Source organism: Pseudomonas sp. MIACH, from assembly GCF_001269925.1.
Lineage (GTDB): Bacteria > Pseudomonadota > Gammaproteobacteria > Pseudomonadales > Pseudomonadaceae > Aquipseudomonas.
This window is the reverse complement of record NZ_LHVO01000066.1, coordinates 1-15,503: the sequence shown is the minus strand read 5'-3', so window position 1 is coordinate 15,503 and position 15,503 is coordinate 1. Positions and strand designations below refer to the sequence as shown.

The 15,503-nt window shown below is 60.5% G+C and carries 15 protein-coding genes; 10 read left to right on the top strand and 5 right to left on the bottom strand.

Going from position 1 to position 15,503, the window contains the following annotated elements; all coding sequences use genetic code 11:
* Nucleotides 1-80: 80 nt before the first annotated feature.
* Entirely contained in the window at nt 81-1,535 is a 1,455-nt protein-coding gene (thiI, locus tag AD670_RS29410) for a tRNA uracil 4-sulfurtransferase ThiI (RefSeq protein ID WP_053140409.1), read from the bottom strand.
* A 334-nt stretch (nt 1,536-1,869) separates the two neighbouring features.
* Here thiI and glnA point away from each other — a divergent pair, with 334 nt between their 5' ends.
* The 5 genes from glnA (at nt 1,870) to ntrC (ending at nt 7,258) form a co-directional block, all read left to right on the top strand.
* Complete coding sequence (glnA, locus tag AD670_RS29405) at nt 1,870-3,276, top strand: glutamate--ammonia ligase (RefSeq protein WP_024072899.1); 1,407 nt, start codon at nt 1,870-1,872, stop codon at nt 3,274-3,276.
* A gap of 103 nt (nt 3,277-3,379) precedes the next feature.
* Entirely contained in the window at nt 3,380-3,919 is a 540-nt protein-coding gene (locus AD670_RS29400) for a chorismate mutase (protein WP_053140407.1), read from the top strand.
* Between the two features lie 99 nt (nt 3,920-4,018).
* Nucleotides 4,019-4,444: a cupin domain-containing protein gene (locus tag AD670_RS29395; RefSeq protein WP_053140404.1), complete on the top strand. Its 426-nt coding sequence runs from the start codon at nt 4,019-4,021 to the stop codon at nt 4,442-4,444.
* A 295-nt stretch (nt 4,445-4,739) separates the two neighbouring features.
* Nucleotides 4,740-5,825, top strand: a complete 1,086-nt coding sequence (glnL, locus tag AD670_RS29390; RefSeq protein WP_053140402.1) for a nitrogen regulation protein NR(II) — start codon at nt 4,740-4,742, stop codon at nt 5,823-5,825.
* Nucleotides 5,822-7,258, top strand: a complete 1,437-nt coding sequence (ntrC, locus tag AD670_RS29385; protein WP_048723367.1) for a nitrogen regulation protein NR(I) — start codon at nt 5,822-5,824, stop codon at nt 7,256-7,258. Before glnL ends, ntrC begins: the two co-directional genes overlap by 4 nt.
* Before the next feature lie 530 nt (nt 7,259-7,788).
* On the opposite strand, the gene AD670_RS29380 is transcribed toward ntrC, so the two are convergent.
* Nucleotides 7,789-8,229, bottom strand: coding sequence for a hypothetical protein (locus AD670_RS29380; RefSeq protein ID WP_053140400.1), 441 nt, complete (start codon nt 8,227-8,229; stop codon nt 7,789-7,791).
* Between AD670_RS29380 and AD670_RS29375 the strand changes: the two genes are divergently transcribed.
* Complete coding sequence (locus AD670_RS29375) at nt 8,228-8,683, top strand: tRNA (cytidine(34)-2'-O)-methyltransferase (protein WP_046070509.1); 456 nt, start codon at nt 8,228-8,230, stop codon at nt 8,681-8,683. The two genes, AD670_RS29380 and AD670_RS29375, sit on opposite strands and share 2 nt — an antisense overlap.
* A 126-nt stretch (nt 8,684-8,809) precedes the next feature.
* Here the strand turns inward: AD670_RS29375 and secB are convergent, their stop codons facing one another.
* From secB to AD670_RS29360, 3 genes are read right to left on the bottom strand one after another with little or no spacing between them, the layout of a single operon-like run.
* Complete coding sequence (secB, locus tag AD670_RS29370; protein WP_014716520.1) at nt 8,810-9,289, bottom strand: protein-export chaperone SecB; 480 nt, start codon at nt 9,287-9,289, stop codon at nt 8,810-8,812.
* A 42-nt stretch (nt 9,290-9,331) separates the two neighbouring features.
* Complete coding sequence (grxC, locus tag AD670_RS29365; RefSeq protein ID WP_010213876.1) at nt 9,332-9,586, bottom strand: glutaredoxin 3; 255 nt, start codon at nt 9,584-9,586, stop codon at nt 9,332-9,334.
* 1 nt (nt 9,587) lies between these two features.
* The gene (locus tag AD670_RS29360; protein ID WP_053140397.1) at nt 9,588-10,001 is read right to left on the bottom strand and encodes a rhodanese-like domain-containing protein; all 414 of its coding nucleotides are present in this window, start codon (nt 9,999-10,001) and stop codon (nt 9,588-9,590) included.
* Nucleotides 10,002-10,152: 151 nt separating this feature from the next.
* Between AD670_RS29360 and gpmI the strand changes: the two genes are divergently transcribed.
* The 4 genes from gpmI (at nt 10,153) to AD670_RS29340 (ending at nt 15,343) form a co-directional block, all read left to right on the top strand.
* Nucleotides 10,153-11,679: a 2,3-bisphosphoglycerate-independent phosphoglycerate mutase gene (gpmI, locus tag AD670_RS29355; RefSeq protein WP_053140395.1), complete on the top strand. Its 1,527-nt coding sequence runs from the start codon at nt 10,153-10,155 to the stop codon at nt 11,677-11,679.
* A 246-nt stretch (nt 11,680-11,925) separates the two neighbouring features.
* Nucleotides 11,926-13,221 carry a murein hydrolase activator EnvC gene (locus AD670_RS29350; protein WP_053140392.1) on the top strand — a complete coding sequence of 432 codons (1,296 nt, stop codon included), beginning with the start codon at nt 11,926-11,928 and terminating at the stop codon, nt 13,219-13,221.
* Between the two features lie 30 nt (nt 13,222-13,251).
* Complete coding sequence (locus AD670_RS29345) at nt 13,252-14,568, top strand: S41 family peptidase (protein ID WP_053140389.1); 1,317 nt, start codon at nt 13,252-13,254, stop codon at nt 14,566-14,568.
* Nucleotide 14,569: 1 nt separating this feature from the next.
* Nucleotides 14,570-15,343 carry a divergent polysaccharide deacetylase family protein gene (locus AD670_RS29340; protein ID WP_053140386.1) on the top strand — a complete coding sequence of 258 codons (774 nt, stop codon included), beginning with the start codon at nt 14,570-14,572 and terminating at the stop codon, nt 15,341-15,343.
* The last annotated feature ends 160 nt before the right edge of the window (nt 15,344-15,503 follow it).

The following is a 15,503-nucleotide window of genomic DNA, read 5'->3' as shown; positions in this document are numbered from 1 at the left end:
GAGTCAGGCCTTGCCGTTACAGCTTGACGGCAGAGTCGGGGGGCCGGTGACGCAGGCCACAGGCAAACAGCCCCGGGCTCTTAGCTCGGTCGATAAACGCGCACATTGGCATGCCCCTCACTGAGCAAATGGTGGGCATGCAGGCGACTCATCACGCCTTTGTCGCAATACAGCAGGTACTGACGGCTGTTATCCAGTTCCTTGAAACGCGCGTTCAATGCATAGAACGGCAGCGTTTGTACGTCGATGCCAGCAATTTCCAGCGGCTCATCTTCAGCGGCATCCGGGTGACGGATGTCGACGACGATCTGGCCGGCCAGGGCTTCGCTGACTTCTTCGATCTGCACATCCTGGCCCAGTTCGTCGATAACACGATCGATCGGGACCAGCTTGGCGTTCTCGAGCGCACGCTCCAGAACCGCCATATCAAACTGTTGTTCTTCATACTCCACGCGGTTGCGCTTGGCGTGGGTCTTGGGGTTCACCGAAATGACCCCGCAGTATTCAGGCATATGCTTGGCAAAGTCGGCGGTGCCGATTTGTTCTGCCAAGTCGATGATGTCCTGTTTGTGGCTGGCGATCAGCGGGCGCAATACCAGCTTCTCAGTCACGCAGTCGATCAGCGACAGGTTTGGCAGCGTCTGGCTGGAAACCTGGGAAATCGCCTCACCGGTCACCAGCGCGTCGATCTGCAACTGATCGGCGATTCGGGACGCAGCGCGCAACATCATACGCTTCAATACTACGCCCATATGACTGTTATCGACTTTGCCGAGAATTTCGCCCAGCACTTCCTCGAACGGTACGCTCACAAATAGCACGCGCTGGGAGCTGCCGTACTTCTTCCAGATAAAGTGCGCAACCTCCATGACGCCCAATTCGTGTGCACGCCCGCCCAGGTTAAAGAAGCAGAAGTGGCTCATCAGGCCGCGGCGCATGATCTGGTAGGCCGCCACCGTCGAATCGAAACCGCCGGACATGAGGACCAGGGTCTGTTCCAGGGCGCCCAGCGGGTAGCCGCCGATGCTGTCGTGCTGGCTGTGAATCACAAACAACCGTTGGTCGCGAATTTCCATGCGCACTTCAATTTGTGGCGCTTTGAGGGAAATCCCAGCGGCGCCGCACTCGCGACGCAGCTTGCTGCCGACGTATTTCTCGACGTCCATGGAGCTGAATGGGTGCTTGCCGGCACGCTTGCAGCGCACCGAAAAAATCTTGCCTTCAAGGCTGTCGCCGAAGTGCCGTTTGCATTTTTCGGTGATGTCGTCGAAGTCGCCCAGCGGGTACTCATCCACCTGCAGGAAATGCGCGATACCCGGCATGCAGCTCAGGCGCTCGGTCATATCCTTCAAGGCTTTGGCGTCGGTCAGGCGGGTTTCCAGTTCGAGGTTGTCCCACACACCGTTCACCACCACAGCCGGGTCCAGATCGCGGAGCACGGCACGGATATTCTTGGCCAACTGACGGATGAAACGCATCCGTACCGGTCGGCTCTTGATGGTGATCTCGGGGAAGACTTTAACGATTAATTTCATGGAAACAGCGCGCGCAGGGCCTGCCGAAAAAGGGGGGCGCGGATTATAGCGGAAATCGCTCAAGGTTTAACCAGTTAATATGCACAACTCTCGACTCGCACTAAAGAGGTGCATTTACAGCCAGAAGCGCCACATTGCGGTGCGCCATTTTCGCGCTTTTGTCGCAATGCACCTTTATAGGGGCGTTTTTGGAGCAAAAAACCCATGTTGGCGCACTGGCATGCAATTTGCTCTCTTGTGAGGCAGGTTGCCATGGCGGACTATCCGCGCCGGCATCACCCACATTCTAAGGGCTAACTCCACTACCCCAGCCCGAAGCCACCCGGAGGACACTATGTCGAAGTCGGTTCAACTCATCAAAGATCATGACGTTAAATGGATTGATCTGCGCTTCACGGACACCAAAGGCACTCAGCACCACGTGACCATGCCGGCTCGCGACGCGCTGGATGATGCTTTCTTCGAAGAAGGCAAAATGTTCGACGGTTCCTCCATCGCTGGCTGGAAAGGCATCGAAGCCTCCGACATGATCCTGATGCCGGACGACAGCACTGCCGTCCTCGACCCATTCACCGAAGACCCAACGCTGATCATCGTCTGCGATGTGATCGAGCCTTCGACCATGCAAGGCTACGACCGCGACCCACGTGCGATCGCCAAGCGTGCCGAGGAATACCTGAAGTCGACCGGTATCGGCGACACCGTATTCGTAGGCCCAGAGCCAGAATTCTTCATCTTTGACTCGGTCAAGTTCAAGTCCGACATCTCCGGTTCGATGTTCAAGATCTTCTCCGAACAGGGTTCGTGGATGTCCGACCAGGACGTGGAAGGCGGCAACAAAGGCCACCGTCCAGGCATCAAAGGTGGCTACTTCCCAGTTCCGCCGTTCGACCACGACCACGAAATCCGTACCTCCATGTGCAACGCCATGGAAGAAATGGGCCTGGTCATCGAAGTTCACCACCACGAAGTGGCGACTGCCGGCCAGAACGAAATCGGTGTGAAGTTCAACACCCTGGTTGCCAAGGCTGACGAAGTCCAGACCCTGAAGTACTGCGTACACAACGTGGCTGATGCCTACGGCCGTACCGCTACCTTCATGCCTAAGCCGCTGTACGGCGATAACGGTTCGGGTATGCACGTTCACCTGTCCATCGCCAAAGAAGGCAAGAACACCTTCGCTGGCGAAGGTTATGCCGGCCTGTCCGACACCGCCCTGTACTTCATCGGCGGCATCATCAAGCACGGTAAGGCCCTGAACGGCTTCACCAACCCATCGACCAACTCCTACAAGCGTCTGGTCCCAGGTTTCGAAGCACCGGTAATGCTGGCCTACTCGGCTCGCAACCGTTCCGCCTCGATCCGTATTCCTTACGTGTCCAGCCCGCGCGCTCGCCGTATCGAAGCTCGCTTCCCGGATCCAGCAGCCAACCCATACCTGGCTTTCGCTGCCCTGGTCATGGCCGGCCTGGACGGTATCCAGAACAAGATCCACCCTGGCGACGCCGCCGACAAAAACTTGTACGACCTGCCGCCTGAAGAGGCCAAAGAGATCCCACAAGTGTGCGGCAGCCTGAAAGAAGCCCTGGAAGAGCTGGACAAGGGCCGTGCGTTCCTGACCAAAGGCGGCGTATTCAGCGACGACTTCATCGATGCCTACATCGAGCTGAAAAGCGAAGAAGAAATCAAAGTACGCACCTTCGTACACCCACTGGAATACGAGCTGTACTACAGCTGCTGATCCGGTAGCGCTGCTTGACGTAGCATGCTGAAAAAGGCCTCCTTCGGGAGGTCTTTTTTTGCCCGGAAATTAACCCGCTCCCCCTCCCATAAGGAGATCAGCATTGAAACGTCGACTTGCATTCGCTTTAGTGTTTTTCAGCGCCAGTGCATTGGCTGCGCCACCCACTCTTGAGCCGCTGCTCAACAGCATCGCCGAACGCCTGGAGATCGCCGACCAGGTGGCCCTGAGCAAATGGGACAGCAAAAAACCTGTAGAAGACAAAAAGCGCGAACAAGAGGTGATCGCCAGCGTCATGGCCCAGGCACCGAGCTACAAATTGGCGCCCGCCACCGCCGAACAATTTTTTTCGGCGCAGATCGAGGCGAACAAACTGGTGCAGTACACCCACCTGTCCGACTGGCAGTTCCAGGGCAAGGCACCGGACGATCCGCGCCCGGACCTGGTGAAGCAGATACGCCCGCAATTGGATGAGCTGCAGAAACGCCTGCTGCAGCAATTGGCTGACTTCACCCCGCAGCGTACCGACCCGCAGTGCCCTCAATGGCTGGCCGAAGCGGTGCATGAGCCGCTGAACGATCCGCTGCGGCAACTGGCGATGATCCGCGCTACGGCCGAGCTGTGTATCCGCACAGGCGAATAACGGATGACACCCACATCATTTTAGGCACCTTCCGGCATCCCTCCCCGAACAGCGATCGTAGCCTGACCGGCCACTCAGCGAACGGGATGAAACCCAACCATGGAAGCCCTCAAATGCTTGATCGCAACAGCGACCTGCCTGTCTGCCCTAGGCTGCAGCAGCCAGCCGAAAGACGTCATGCAAATCGAAAAGGAGATCCTGCTGCAGAGCAGCGCATCATGGGACGGAACACCTTACCAGGCTTACCCCTCCAGCCCGCCGGAACTCACGCTGTTGCGACTCAAGATCCCCGCGAATACGCAGTTACCCTGGCACAGCCACCCCATGCCGAATGCAGCGTATATCCTCTCGGGCGAGCTGATCGTTGAAGCCCGTAAAGGCGGGCAAGCCCTCACCCTGACACAAGGGCAAACCCTGGCCGAGATGGTGGGCACAGTCCATCGCGGCAGAACCGGATCCACACCGGTGGAGCTGCTGGTCTTTTACGCCGGCAGCGCGGGCATGCCGCTCTCCCAGCCGCATTGATAAAGCCCACCACGGAGATCGCTCTCGCACATCCGCCGAGAGCACTCTCTCATCACTTCCTGAACAACCTTCACAAAACAGCACTATATTGGTGCAATAGCCTGCACCCTTCCCACTGCCTCACACCATTTTGGTTCGAAACTTCGCGAAGAAGCTGGCAGAACGCCACAGTTTCGCGCCTTAAACGCCTATTTCAGGGCCTGCACGCTTCTTTTCGGAGCCTTGGTTTGGTTTTTGCATTTTCCTTGTATCAGCGTGTGCCTCAAGCCCGCGCCTTGCTCCAAAAGAGGTCCCGATGACCATCAGCGATGCACTGCACCGTTTGTTACTCGACAACCTGACCACCGCGACCATCCTGCTCAATGACGACCTGCGCCTTGAGTACATGAACCCGGCGGCAGAGATGCTCCTGGCCATCAGCGGCCAGCGCAGCCATGGGCAGTTCATCAGCGAATTGTTCACCGAGTCGGCCGAAGCCTTGAGCTCGTTGCGCCAGGCAGTGGAGCAGGCGCACCCGTTCACCAAGCGCGAGGCGATGCTCACGGCCCTGACCGGCCAGACACTGACTGTCGACTACGCCGTAACCCCGATCCTGAGCAACGGCGCCACCCTGCTGCTGCTCGAAGTACACCCGCGCGACCGCCTGTTGCGCATCACCAAGGAAGAAGCCCAGCTGTCCAAGCAGGAAACCAGCAAGATGCTGGTGCGCGGCCTCGCCCATGAGATCAAGAACCCGCTGGGCGGCATTCGCGGCGCAGCGCAGTTGCTGGCCCGCGAGTTGCCGGACGAGAACCTCAAGGACTACACCAACGTCATCATCGAAGAGGCCGACCGCCTGCGTAACCTGGTGGATCGCATGCTTGGCTCCAACAAGCTGCCGTCGCTGGCGATGACCAACGTGCACGAAGTACTTGAGCGCGTCTGCCATCTGGTGGAGGCCGAAAGCCAGGGCTGCATCACCTTGGTGCGCGATTACGACCCGAGCATTCCCGACGTGTTGATCGACCGCGAGCAGATGATCCAGGCGGTGCTCAATATCGTGCGCAACGCCATGCAGGCCATCAGCAGCCAGAACGAGTTGCGCCTGGGCCGTATCAGCCTGCGTACCCGCGCCCTGCGCCAGTTCACCATCGGCCACGTGCGCCATCGCTTGGTGACCAAGGTCGAGATCATCGACAACGGTCCGGGCATTCCTGTGGAACTTCAGGAAACCATTTTCTTTCCCATGGTCAGCGGCCGCCCGGACGGTACCGGGCTGGGCCTGGCCATTACCCAGAACATCATCAGCCAGCACCAGGGTCTGATCGAATGTGAGAGCCATCCTGGCCACACCACGTTCTCGATCTTTCTGCCTCTGGAACAAGGAGCCCCATCGACATGAGCCGTAGTGAAACCGTCTGGATCGTCGATGACGACCGTTCTATCCGCTGGGTCCTTGAGAAAGCCTTGCAACAGGAAGGCATGACCACCCAGAGCTTCGACAGCGCCGACGGAGTGATGAGCCGCCTGGCGCGCCAGCAGCCCGACGTGATCATCTCCGACATCCGCATGCCCGGCGCCAGTGGCCTGGACCTGCTGGCGCGGATACGCGAGCAACACCCGCGCCTGCCGGTGATCATCATGACTGCGCACTCCGACCTGGACAGCGCTGTCGCGTCCTATCAGGGCGGCGCCTTCGAATACCTGCCCAAGCCGTTCGACGTGGACGAGGCCGTGGCGCTGGTCAAGCGCGCCAACCAGCACGCCCAGGAACAGCAGAACCAGGAAGCCCCGCCGGCCCTTACCCGCACGCCGGAAATCATCGGCGAAGCGCCGGCGATGCAGGAAGTGTTTCGCGCCATCGGGCGCTTGAGCCATTCCAACATCACCGTGCTGATCAACGGCGAGTCGGGCACCGGCAAAGAACTGGTGGCCCACGCCCTGCACCGTCACAGCCCACGGGCGGCCTCGCCGTTTATCGCGCTGAACATGGCGGCGATTCCCAAGGACCTGATGGAGTCCGAGCTGTTCGGCCATGAGAAAGGCGCGTTCACCGGTGCAGCCAACCTGCGTCGCGGCCGCTTTGAACAGGCGGACGGCGGCACGCTGTTCCTCGATGAAATCGGCGACATGCCGGCCGACACCCAGACCCGCTTGCTGCGTGTACTGGCGGACGGCGAGTTTTACCGCGTGGGCGGACACACACCGGTCAAGGTCGATGTACGCATCATCGCCGCGACTCACCAGAACCTGGAAACCCTGGTGCACGCCGGCAAGTTCCGTGAGGACTTGTTCCACCGTCTCAACGTGATCCGCATCCACATTCCACGGATGTCGGACCGCCGCGAAGACATACCGACCCTCGCCCGCCACTTCCTCAGCCGCGCCGCCCAAGAGCTGGCTGTCGAGCCGAAGCTGCTGAAAAGCGAGACCGAGGAATACCTGAAGAACCTGCCATGGCCCGGCAACGTGCGCCAACTGGAGAACACCTGCCGCTGGATCACGGTGATGGCGTCCGGGCGCGAAGTGCATATCAGCGACCTGCCGCCGGAGCTGCTGAGCCTGCCGCAGGATTCGGCGCCAGTGACCAACTGGGAACAGGCACTGCGCCAATGGGCCGACCAGGCCCTGGCACGCGGCCAGTCGAACCTGTTGGACAGCGCCGTACCGGCCTTTGAGCGGATCATGATCGAAACCGCCCTCAAGCACACCGCCGGTCGCCGTCGCGATGCCGCCGTGTTGCTGGGTTGGGGTCGCAATACCCTGACGCGCAAGATCAAGGAGCTGGGCATGAAGGTGGATGGCGGGGATGACGATGAGGGCGACGACGCCTGATCTCCAATCTACTGAGGTCCAAATGTGGGAGGGGGCTTGCTCCCGATAGCAGTAGATCAGTCACAACATCTGTGCCTGATACACCGCCATCGGGGACAAGCCCCCTCCCACATTTGGACCGTCACAAAGCTTCAGGATCGTGCACCGCTTCAATGCACCATGAACCGGCATCGGGCATGGATCCAACGCCTGAAACCTCAGAGCCGCTGAAAAAAACCTGAATCCCGAAAACACCAAAGCCCCGTACTCCGGGGCTTTGCGCTTACTGAAGAATTTTTTTGTCACAACTTAGCCACTCTGGCACGCGCCCTGCAATAACCCCAGTACAACCCAGTTTCGGGGACCTTGGTACAGGCAGGCCGAGAATCCCCTCTTTACACCCGGGGTGCTTGATGCGAACCGCGTCGCGCTCCACACCGCTTTCGGGAACCTCGGTACAGGCAGGCCGGGGATTCCCTCTTTAACACCGAAGCCTCTGGCTTCACCCCGTTTTGGGAGCCCTGGTACAGGCAGGCCGGGAACTCCCTCTTTTATTGCTCTTGGAGATGGATCTCCAGCCGCCAGCGGTCATCGACCTCCTCGCCCTTCCACTCCCCGCGCAATGGCCGAGCCGCCACCAGGTTCAGCAGCAAGCCCGCATCGGTCTTGCGCACGCGCCAGTTCACATCCTTGTCGTTGACCTTGAGCTGCCCACTGGCGGCCTTGCCTTGCGCGTCGAACAACAGCGCCACGGTGCCGTCGATATGCTCACCATGCAGCTTGGGCTCGCTGTTGAACCACACCACCACACCGTCCGCCGCCGTTTCTATCTGCTGCAGTTCGACCGGGTCAGGGGTGGTCAGGCGACCGATCATCAGGCCCACCATCAGGCCGACAATCGCCAATGAGCCCATGACCCTCGGCATTAGCTTCGGTCTTGGGTCTTCTTCAGGGGTAGAATGCAGCGCATCTTTGCCTTCGGAGCCGTGCATGTTTCACGTCATCCTTTTTCAACCAGAAATTCCGCCGAATACCGGCAACGTTATCAGGCTGTGCGCCAACAGTGGCTGCCACCTGCATTTGATCGAGCCCCTGGGCTTCGACATGGACGACAAGCGCCTGCGCCGCGCCGGCCTGGACTACCACGAGTACGCCACCCTGCAGCGCCATGCTGACCTCGCCAGCTGCCTGGAAAGCCTGGGCCACCCACGGCTGTTCGCGTTCACCACCAAGGGTTCGCGACCGTTCCATGATGCCAGCTTTGCCGAAGGCGACGCCTTCCTGTTCGGCCCGGAAAGCCGTGGCCTGCCGGCCGACGTACTCGACGCCCTGCCTGACGGGCATCGCCTGCGCTTGCCGATGCGCGAAGGCTGCCGCAGCTTGAACCTGTCCAACACCGTCGCCGTTGCCGTCTACGAAGGCTGGCGCCAACTCGGTTTCAAGTAACACACATAGCAAATGTGGGAGGGGGCTTGCCCCCGATGGCGGAGTGTCAGTCGACATCTATCTGACTGATCCACCGCTATCGGGAGCAAGCCCCCTCCCACATTGGGGTCTGCGTCGGGTTCGAAATTACTGAACCGTCGGTGCGCCTTCCTGTTGCATGCGCTGCAGCTCTTGGGCGTACAGGGCATCGAAGTTCACCGGAGCCAGCATCAGCGCCGGGAACGAACCACGGGTGACCAGGCTGTCCAGGGTCTCACGGGCATACGGGAACAGGATGTTCGGGCAGAACGCACCCAGGGTGTGGCTCATGGACGCTTCGTCCAGGCCCTGGATCAGGAAGATACCGGCCTGTTGCACTTCAGCGATGAAGGCCACTTCTTCGCCATTCTTGACGGTGACCGACAAGGTCAGCACGACTTCGTGGAAGTCGCCTTCCAGTGCCTTTTGACGGGTGTTCAGGTCCAGGGCAACGCTTGGGGTCCATTCCTGGCGGAAGATAGCCGGGCTTTTCGGCGCTTCGAACGACAGGTCCCGCACGTAGATACGTTGCAGCGAGAACTGTGGGCCTTGGGCTTCTGCTGCTTCGGTGTTCTGTTGGTCAGTCATCGCAGATCCTTCTTGATCTTGGGGTCTTTTCGGGGTTGGGAGTCAGACGAGCAGCAGCGCATCGAGTTTACCGGCGCGCTCCAGGGCAAACAGGTCATCGCAGCCACCGATATGCTTGGCGCCGATCCAGATCTGCGGCACGGACGTGCGCCCCGCCTTCTGGGCCATTTCGGCACGCACCTGGGGCTTGCCGTCGACCTTGATTTCTTCGAAGGCAACGCCCTTCTTCTCCAGCAGGGCCTTGGCCCGCATGCAGTAAGGGCACCAATCGCTGGAATACACGACAACCTGGCTCATATCACTTCACCAGCGGCAGGTTATCGGCGCACCAGCTGCTGATGCCACCGGACAGCTTGGCGGCGGTGAAACCAGTCTTGAGCATTTCGCGGGCGTGGGTGCCGGCGTGCTGGCCCTGGGCGTCGACCAGGATGATGGTCTTGGCCTTGTGCTTTTCCAGCTCGGCCAGGCGCGCGATCAGCTTGTCCTGAGGAATGTTCAGGGCACCGACGATATGGCCGGCGGCGAAATCCTTGACTGGGCGGATATCCACCACAATGGCCTCATCCTTGTTGACCAGCGCGGTCAGCTCCGACGTGCTCAGGCTGCGGCCACCACGGCTCAATTCGTGAGCGATCAGCAGCGCCAGCAGGATGACGAAGGCACCCACGAGCAGATAATGGGCAGTGGCAAATGCAATCAGGTGATCAACCATCAAGGAGGTTCCAGGGCGTTAAAATGGCGGTAAGTATACACAGCCGTCAGGGGGGGCCAACCCCCGTAAAGCGGTGACGTGGTCGGAACTTCGCTTTAAACTGCCACTCCCTTTTCAATTGCCTTCCTTTATTACCGCCGCGAGAGGATCTATGACTACCACGCCTAAACCTTTGGTCCTGATAATTCTCGATGGCTTCGGACACAGTGAAAGCCACCACGACAACGCCGTATACGCGGCCAAGAAGCCCGTACTCGACCGACTGACTGCGACAGTGCCCAACGGCCTGATCTCCGGCTCGGGCATGGACGTTGGCCTGCCGGACGGCCAGATGGGCAACTCGGAAGTCGGCCACATGAACCTCGGCGCCGGACGAGTGGTATATCAAGACTTCACTCGCGTGACCAAATCGATCCGCGATGGCGAGTTCTTCGAGAACCCGACCATCTGCGCAGCGGTAGATAAAGCAGTGGCCGCCGGCAAAGCCGTGCACTTCATGGGCCTGCTGTCCGACGGCGGCGTACACAGCCACCAGGACCATCTGGTGGCGATGGCCGAACTGGCCTTCAAGCGCGGCGCCGACAAGATCTACCTGCACGCTTTCCTCGATGGCCGTGACACGCCGCCAAAAAGCGCGCAATCCTCCATCGAACTGCTGGACGCAACCTTCGCCGCCCTGGGCAAGGGCCGCATCGCCAGCCTGGTGGGCCGCTACTTCGCCATGGACCGCGACAATCGTTGGGACCGCGTGTCCCAGGCCTACAACCTGATCGTCGACGGCCAGGCCGAATTCCACGCCGCCACCGCCCAGGAAGGCCTGGAAGCCGCCTACGCCCGTGGCGAGAGCGATGAATTCGTCAAGGCCACGACCATCGGCGACCCGGTCAAGGTCGAAGACGCCGACGCCGTGGTGTTCATGAACTTCCGCGCCGACCGTGCCCGCGAGCTGAGCCGTGTGTTTGTCGAAGACGGTTTCAAGGAATTCGAGCGTACTCGCCAGCCAAAAGTCCAATTCGTAGGCCTGACCCAATACGCCGCCAGCATCCCGGCCCCCGCTGCCTTTGCGGCCGGCAGCCTGGACAACGTGCTGGGCGACTACCTGGCGAAGAACGGCAAGACCCAACTGCGTATTGCCGAAACCGAAAAATACGCCCACGTGACCTTCTTCTTCTCCGGCGGTCGCGAAGAACCGTTCCCGGGCGAAGAGCGCATCCTGATCCCGTCGCCAAAAGTCGCCACCTACGACCTGCAGCCGGAAATGAGCGCGCCGGAAGTCACCGACAAGATCGTCGATGCCATCGATCACCAGCGCTACGACGTGATCGTGGTCAACTACGCCAACGGCGATATGGTCGGCCACAGCGGCAACCTGGAAGCTGCGACCAAGGCCGTGGAATGCCTGGACCTGTGCGTCGGGCGCATTGTCGAGGCGCTGGAAAAAGTCGGCGGCGAAGCGCTGATCACCGCCGACCACGGTAACTGCGAGCAGATGTCCGACGAATCCACCGGCCAGGCTCACACGGCTCACACGACCGAGCCGGTGCCGTTCATCTACGTCGGCAAGCGCAACTTCAAAGTACGCGATGGCGGCGTACTGGCGGATGTGGCGCCGACCATGCTGATGCTGATGGGGTTGGAGAAGCCGAAAGAGATGACTGGCACCTCAATCCTGGTCTGATCTAAACAACAGTGTGGGAGGGGCTTGCCCCCGATAGCAGTGGGTCAGCCAACACCTATTCAGCTGACACACCGCAATCGGGGGCAAGCCCCCTCCCACATTGGATCTCCGGCGTTTGGTAGATGTCTTTTTGCCATACCACCGCCACTCGGCACCTATCTTGCCTTCCAGGCCGAATTGGGCGTTTTTTTTGCGACGCTTGGCGGGCATACTAGGCCGTCCCTTTCCCTGGTGTCGCCCGCCTCTATGCTTCGCGCCTTGATTACCCTTGCTCTTGTCTGCCTGCTCCAACCGGCGTTTGCCGACGAGCGCGCACAAACTCAACAACAGTTGGACGCTACGCGTCAGGACATTACCGAGCTGAAAAAACTGCTCGGCAAGCTCCAGGAAGAAAAATCCGGGGTGCAGAAAGACCTGCGCGGCACGGAAACCGAAATGGGCAAGCTGGAGAAGCAGGTCCAGGAGCTGCAAAAAGAATTAAAGAAGAGCGAGTCGGAACTGGAGCGACTCGACGCTGAGAAAAAAAAACTCCAGAGCGCGCGCGTTGAACAGCAACGCTTGATCGCGATCCAGGCCCGCGCCGCCTACCAGAGCGGCCGCCAGGAATACCTCAAGCTGCTGCTCAATCAGCAGAACCCGGAAAAATTCGCGCGTACCCTGACTTACTACGACTACCTGAGCAAAGCCCGCCTGGAGCAACTTAAAAGCTTCAACGAGACCCTGCGCCAGTTGGTCAACGTCGAACAGGAAATCGCCAACCAGCAGTCGCAGTTGGAGGACCAGAAAAGCGCCCTCGACACCCAGCGCGACGAGCTGGACAAAGTCCGCAAGGAGCGCCAACTGGCCCTGGCCAAGCTCAATGACGATGTGAAGGCCCGTGACGCCAAGCTCCAGGCCCGCGAGCAGGACCAGGCCGACCTGGCCAAGGTGCTCAAGACCATCGAAGAAACCCTGGCACGCCAGGCACGTGAGGCCGAAGAAGCGCGTCAGAAAGCGCTGATCGCCCAGCAGGAAGCGGAAAAAAAGCGTCAGCGTGAGGCCGAACTGGCCGCCACCAGCGATGCCCCGGCACCGCGTAAACCGGCGCATGCGGCCCCTGGTCCGTTGGTTTCCAGCGCCGGCGAGTCCTTTGGGGGGCCTTTTGCTTCGGCGCGCGGCAAACTTCCATGGCCAGTTGATGGTCGACTACTGGCGCGCTTCGGTGAAACCCGAGGCGACGACACCCGCGCCAAGTGGGATGGGGTGATGATCAGCGCGTCTGCCGGCAGCCAGGTCCACGCCGTTCACGGCGGGCGCGTAGTGTTTGCCGATTGGCTGCGGGGCGCCGGTTTGTTGGTGATTCTCGACCACGGTAATGGCTATTTGAGCCTTTACGGCCACAATCAGACTTTACTCAAGTCGGCAGGTGATGTTGTAAAAGCCGGTGAATCCATCTCCACTGTCGGTAACAGTGGTGGCCAGGACACCCCGGCGCTGTACTTCGCTATTCGTCAGCAGGGTCGCCCGAGCGATCCCGCACAATGGTGCCGGTCCCAAGGATAGGGTCGCATCTACATTAGGAGTTCGTTCGACATGCTGCATTTGTCCCGCCTCACTTCGCTGGCCCTGACGATCGCCCTGGTGATCGGCGCGCCTCTGGCTTTTGCCGACCAGGCCGCTCCGGCTGCACCCGCCGCCACGGCCGCGACCACCAAGGCGCCGTTGCCGCTGGACGAGCTGCGCACCTTTGCCGAGGTCATGGACCGGATCAAGGCAGCCTATGTCGAACCCGTAGACGACAAGACCCTGTTGGAAAACGCCATCAAGGGCATGCTCAGCAACCTCGACCCGCACTCCGCGTACCTGGGTCCGGAAGATTTTGCCGAGCTGCAGGAAAGCACCAGTGGTGAATTCGGCGGCCTGGGCATTGAAGTCGGCGCTGAAGACGGCAACATCAAGGTCGTTTCCCCCATCGACGACACCCCGGCATCCAAGGCCGGCATCCAGGCCGGTGACTTTATCGTCAAGATCAACGGCCAGCCGACCCGTGGCCAGACCATGACCGAAGCCGTCGACAAGATGCGCGGCAAGATCGGCCAGAAAATCACCCTGACCCTGGTGCGCGACGGCGGCAACCCGTTTGACGTGACGCTCACCCGCGCGACCATCGTGGTCAAGAGCGTGAAGAGCCAGCTGCTGGAGTCGGGCTACGGGTACATCCGCATCACCCAATTCCAGGTCAAGACCGGCGACGAAGTGGCCAAGGCCCTGGCCAAGCTGCGCAAGGACAACGGCAAGAAACTCAGCGGCATCGTACTCGACCTGCGCAACAACCCAGGCGGTGTGCTGCAAGCGGCGGTGGAAGTGGTCGACCACTTCATCACCAAGGGCCTGATCGTCTACACCAAGGGCCGGATCGCCAACTCCGAACTGCGCTTCTCGGCCACCGGCAACGACCTCAGCGAGAACGTGCCATTGGCCGTGCTGATCAACGGCGGCAGCGCCTCGGCCTCGGAAATCGTCGCCGGCGCCCTGCAAGACCAGAAGCGCGGCGTGCTGATGGGCACCACCAGCTTCGGTAAAGGCTCGGTACAAACCGTGCTGCCGCTGAACAATGAGCGTGCGTTGAAGATCACCACCGCGCTGTACTACACGCCGAACGGCCGCTCGATCCAGGCCCAGGGCATCGTGCCGGACATCGAAGTGCGCAAGGCCAAGATCACCAACGAAATCGACAGCGAGTACTACAAGGAAGCCGACCTGCAAGGTCACCTGGGCAATGGCAACGGCGGTGCCGACCAGCCAACCGGCAGCAGCAAGAAAGCCAAGCCGATGCCGCAGGACGATGATTACCAGCTGGCCCAGGCGCTGAGCCTGCTCAAGGGCTTGAGCATCACGCGCAGCCGTTGATATGCGTGTTGCCCTGATCATCGCTGTGCTGTGCAGCCTGGCAGGGGTCGCCCAAGCGGCCCCTGCCAGCGAATCCCACAAAGCCTACCTGACCCTCATCATCGACGACCTGGGGCAAAACCTGACCCGGGATCGTCGCGTGCTGGCCCTGCCTGGGCCGGTGACCACGGCGATCATGCCCGACACGCCCCACGCCGCCGAATTCGCCCGCGAAGCGCACAAGGCCGGCAAGATCGTAATCCTGCACATGCCCATGGACCCGGCCACCGGCCCGTTCGCCTGGCACCCCGAGCTGCCCATCGAAGAGCTCGGCAAGCGTCTGGACGCGGCCTTCAACGCCGTGCCCTACACTGCCGGCATCAACAACCACATGGGTAGCCGCATGACCGCGCAACCGGCCGCCATGGCCTGGTTGATGGCCGAGCTGCAACGGCGCAACAAGTTCTTCGTCGACAGCCGCACCAGCGCACAGACCGTGGCCGCTGCCGAGGCGCAGAAGATCGGCCTGGCTCATGTCTCGCGGGATGTGTTTCTCGACGATGAACGCACCGAAGCCGCGATCACCACGCAATTGCAGACGGCGATCAAACTGGCGCACAAACAGGGTTCGGCGGTGATGATCGGCCACCCCTACCCACAAACGCTGGCCGTACTGGAACGCGAGCTGCCCAAGCTCAAGGCCCAGGGCATCGACTGGATAGACATCAAGTTGATGATCAGCGTACGCAGCAACCAGGCCATGGCGGGGCACGGGAAGGACGGCGTTTACCGCTAGGAGCGGGCTTGCCAGCGATAGCCATGGGTATCTACACAACTTTTCAGCCCCTGACAAATCTCCCTGTGGCGAGCGGGCTTGTCCCGCGTTGGGCTGCGTAGCAGCCCCAGTAAAGCAGAATGCGGTGTATCAGACACTCTGTAGAGGCTGGTTTTGGGGC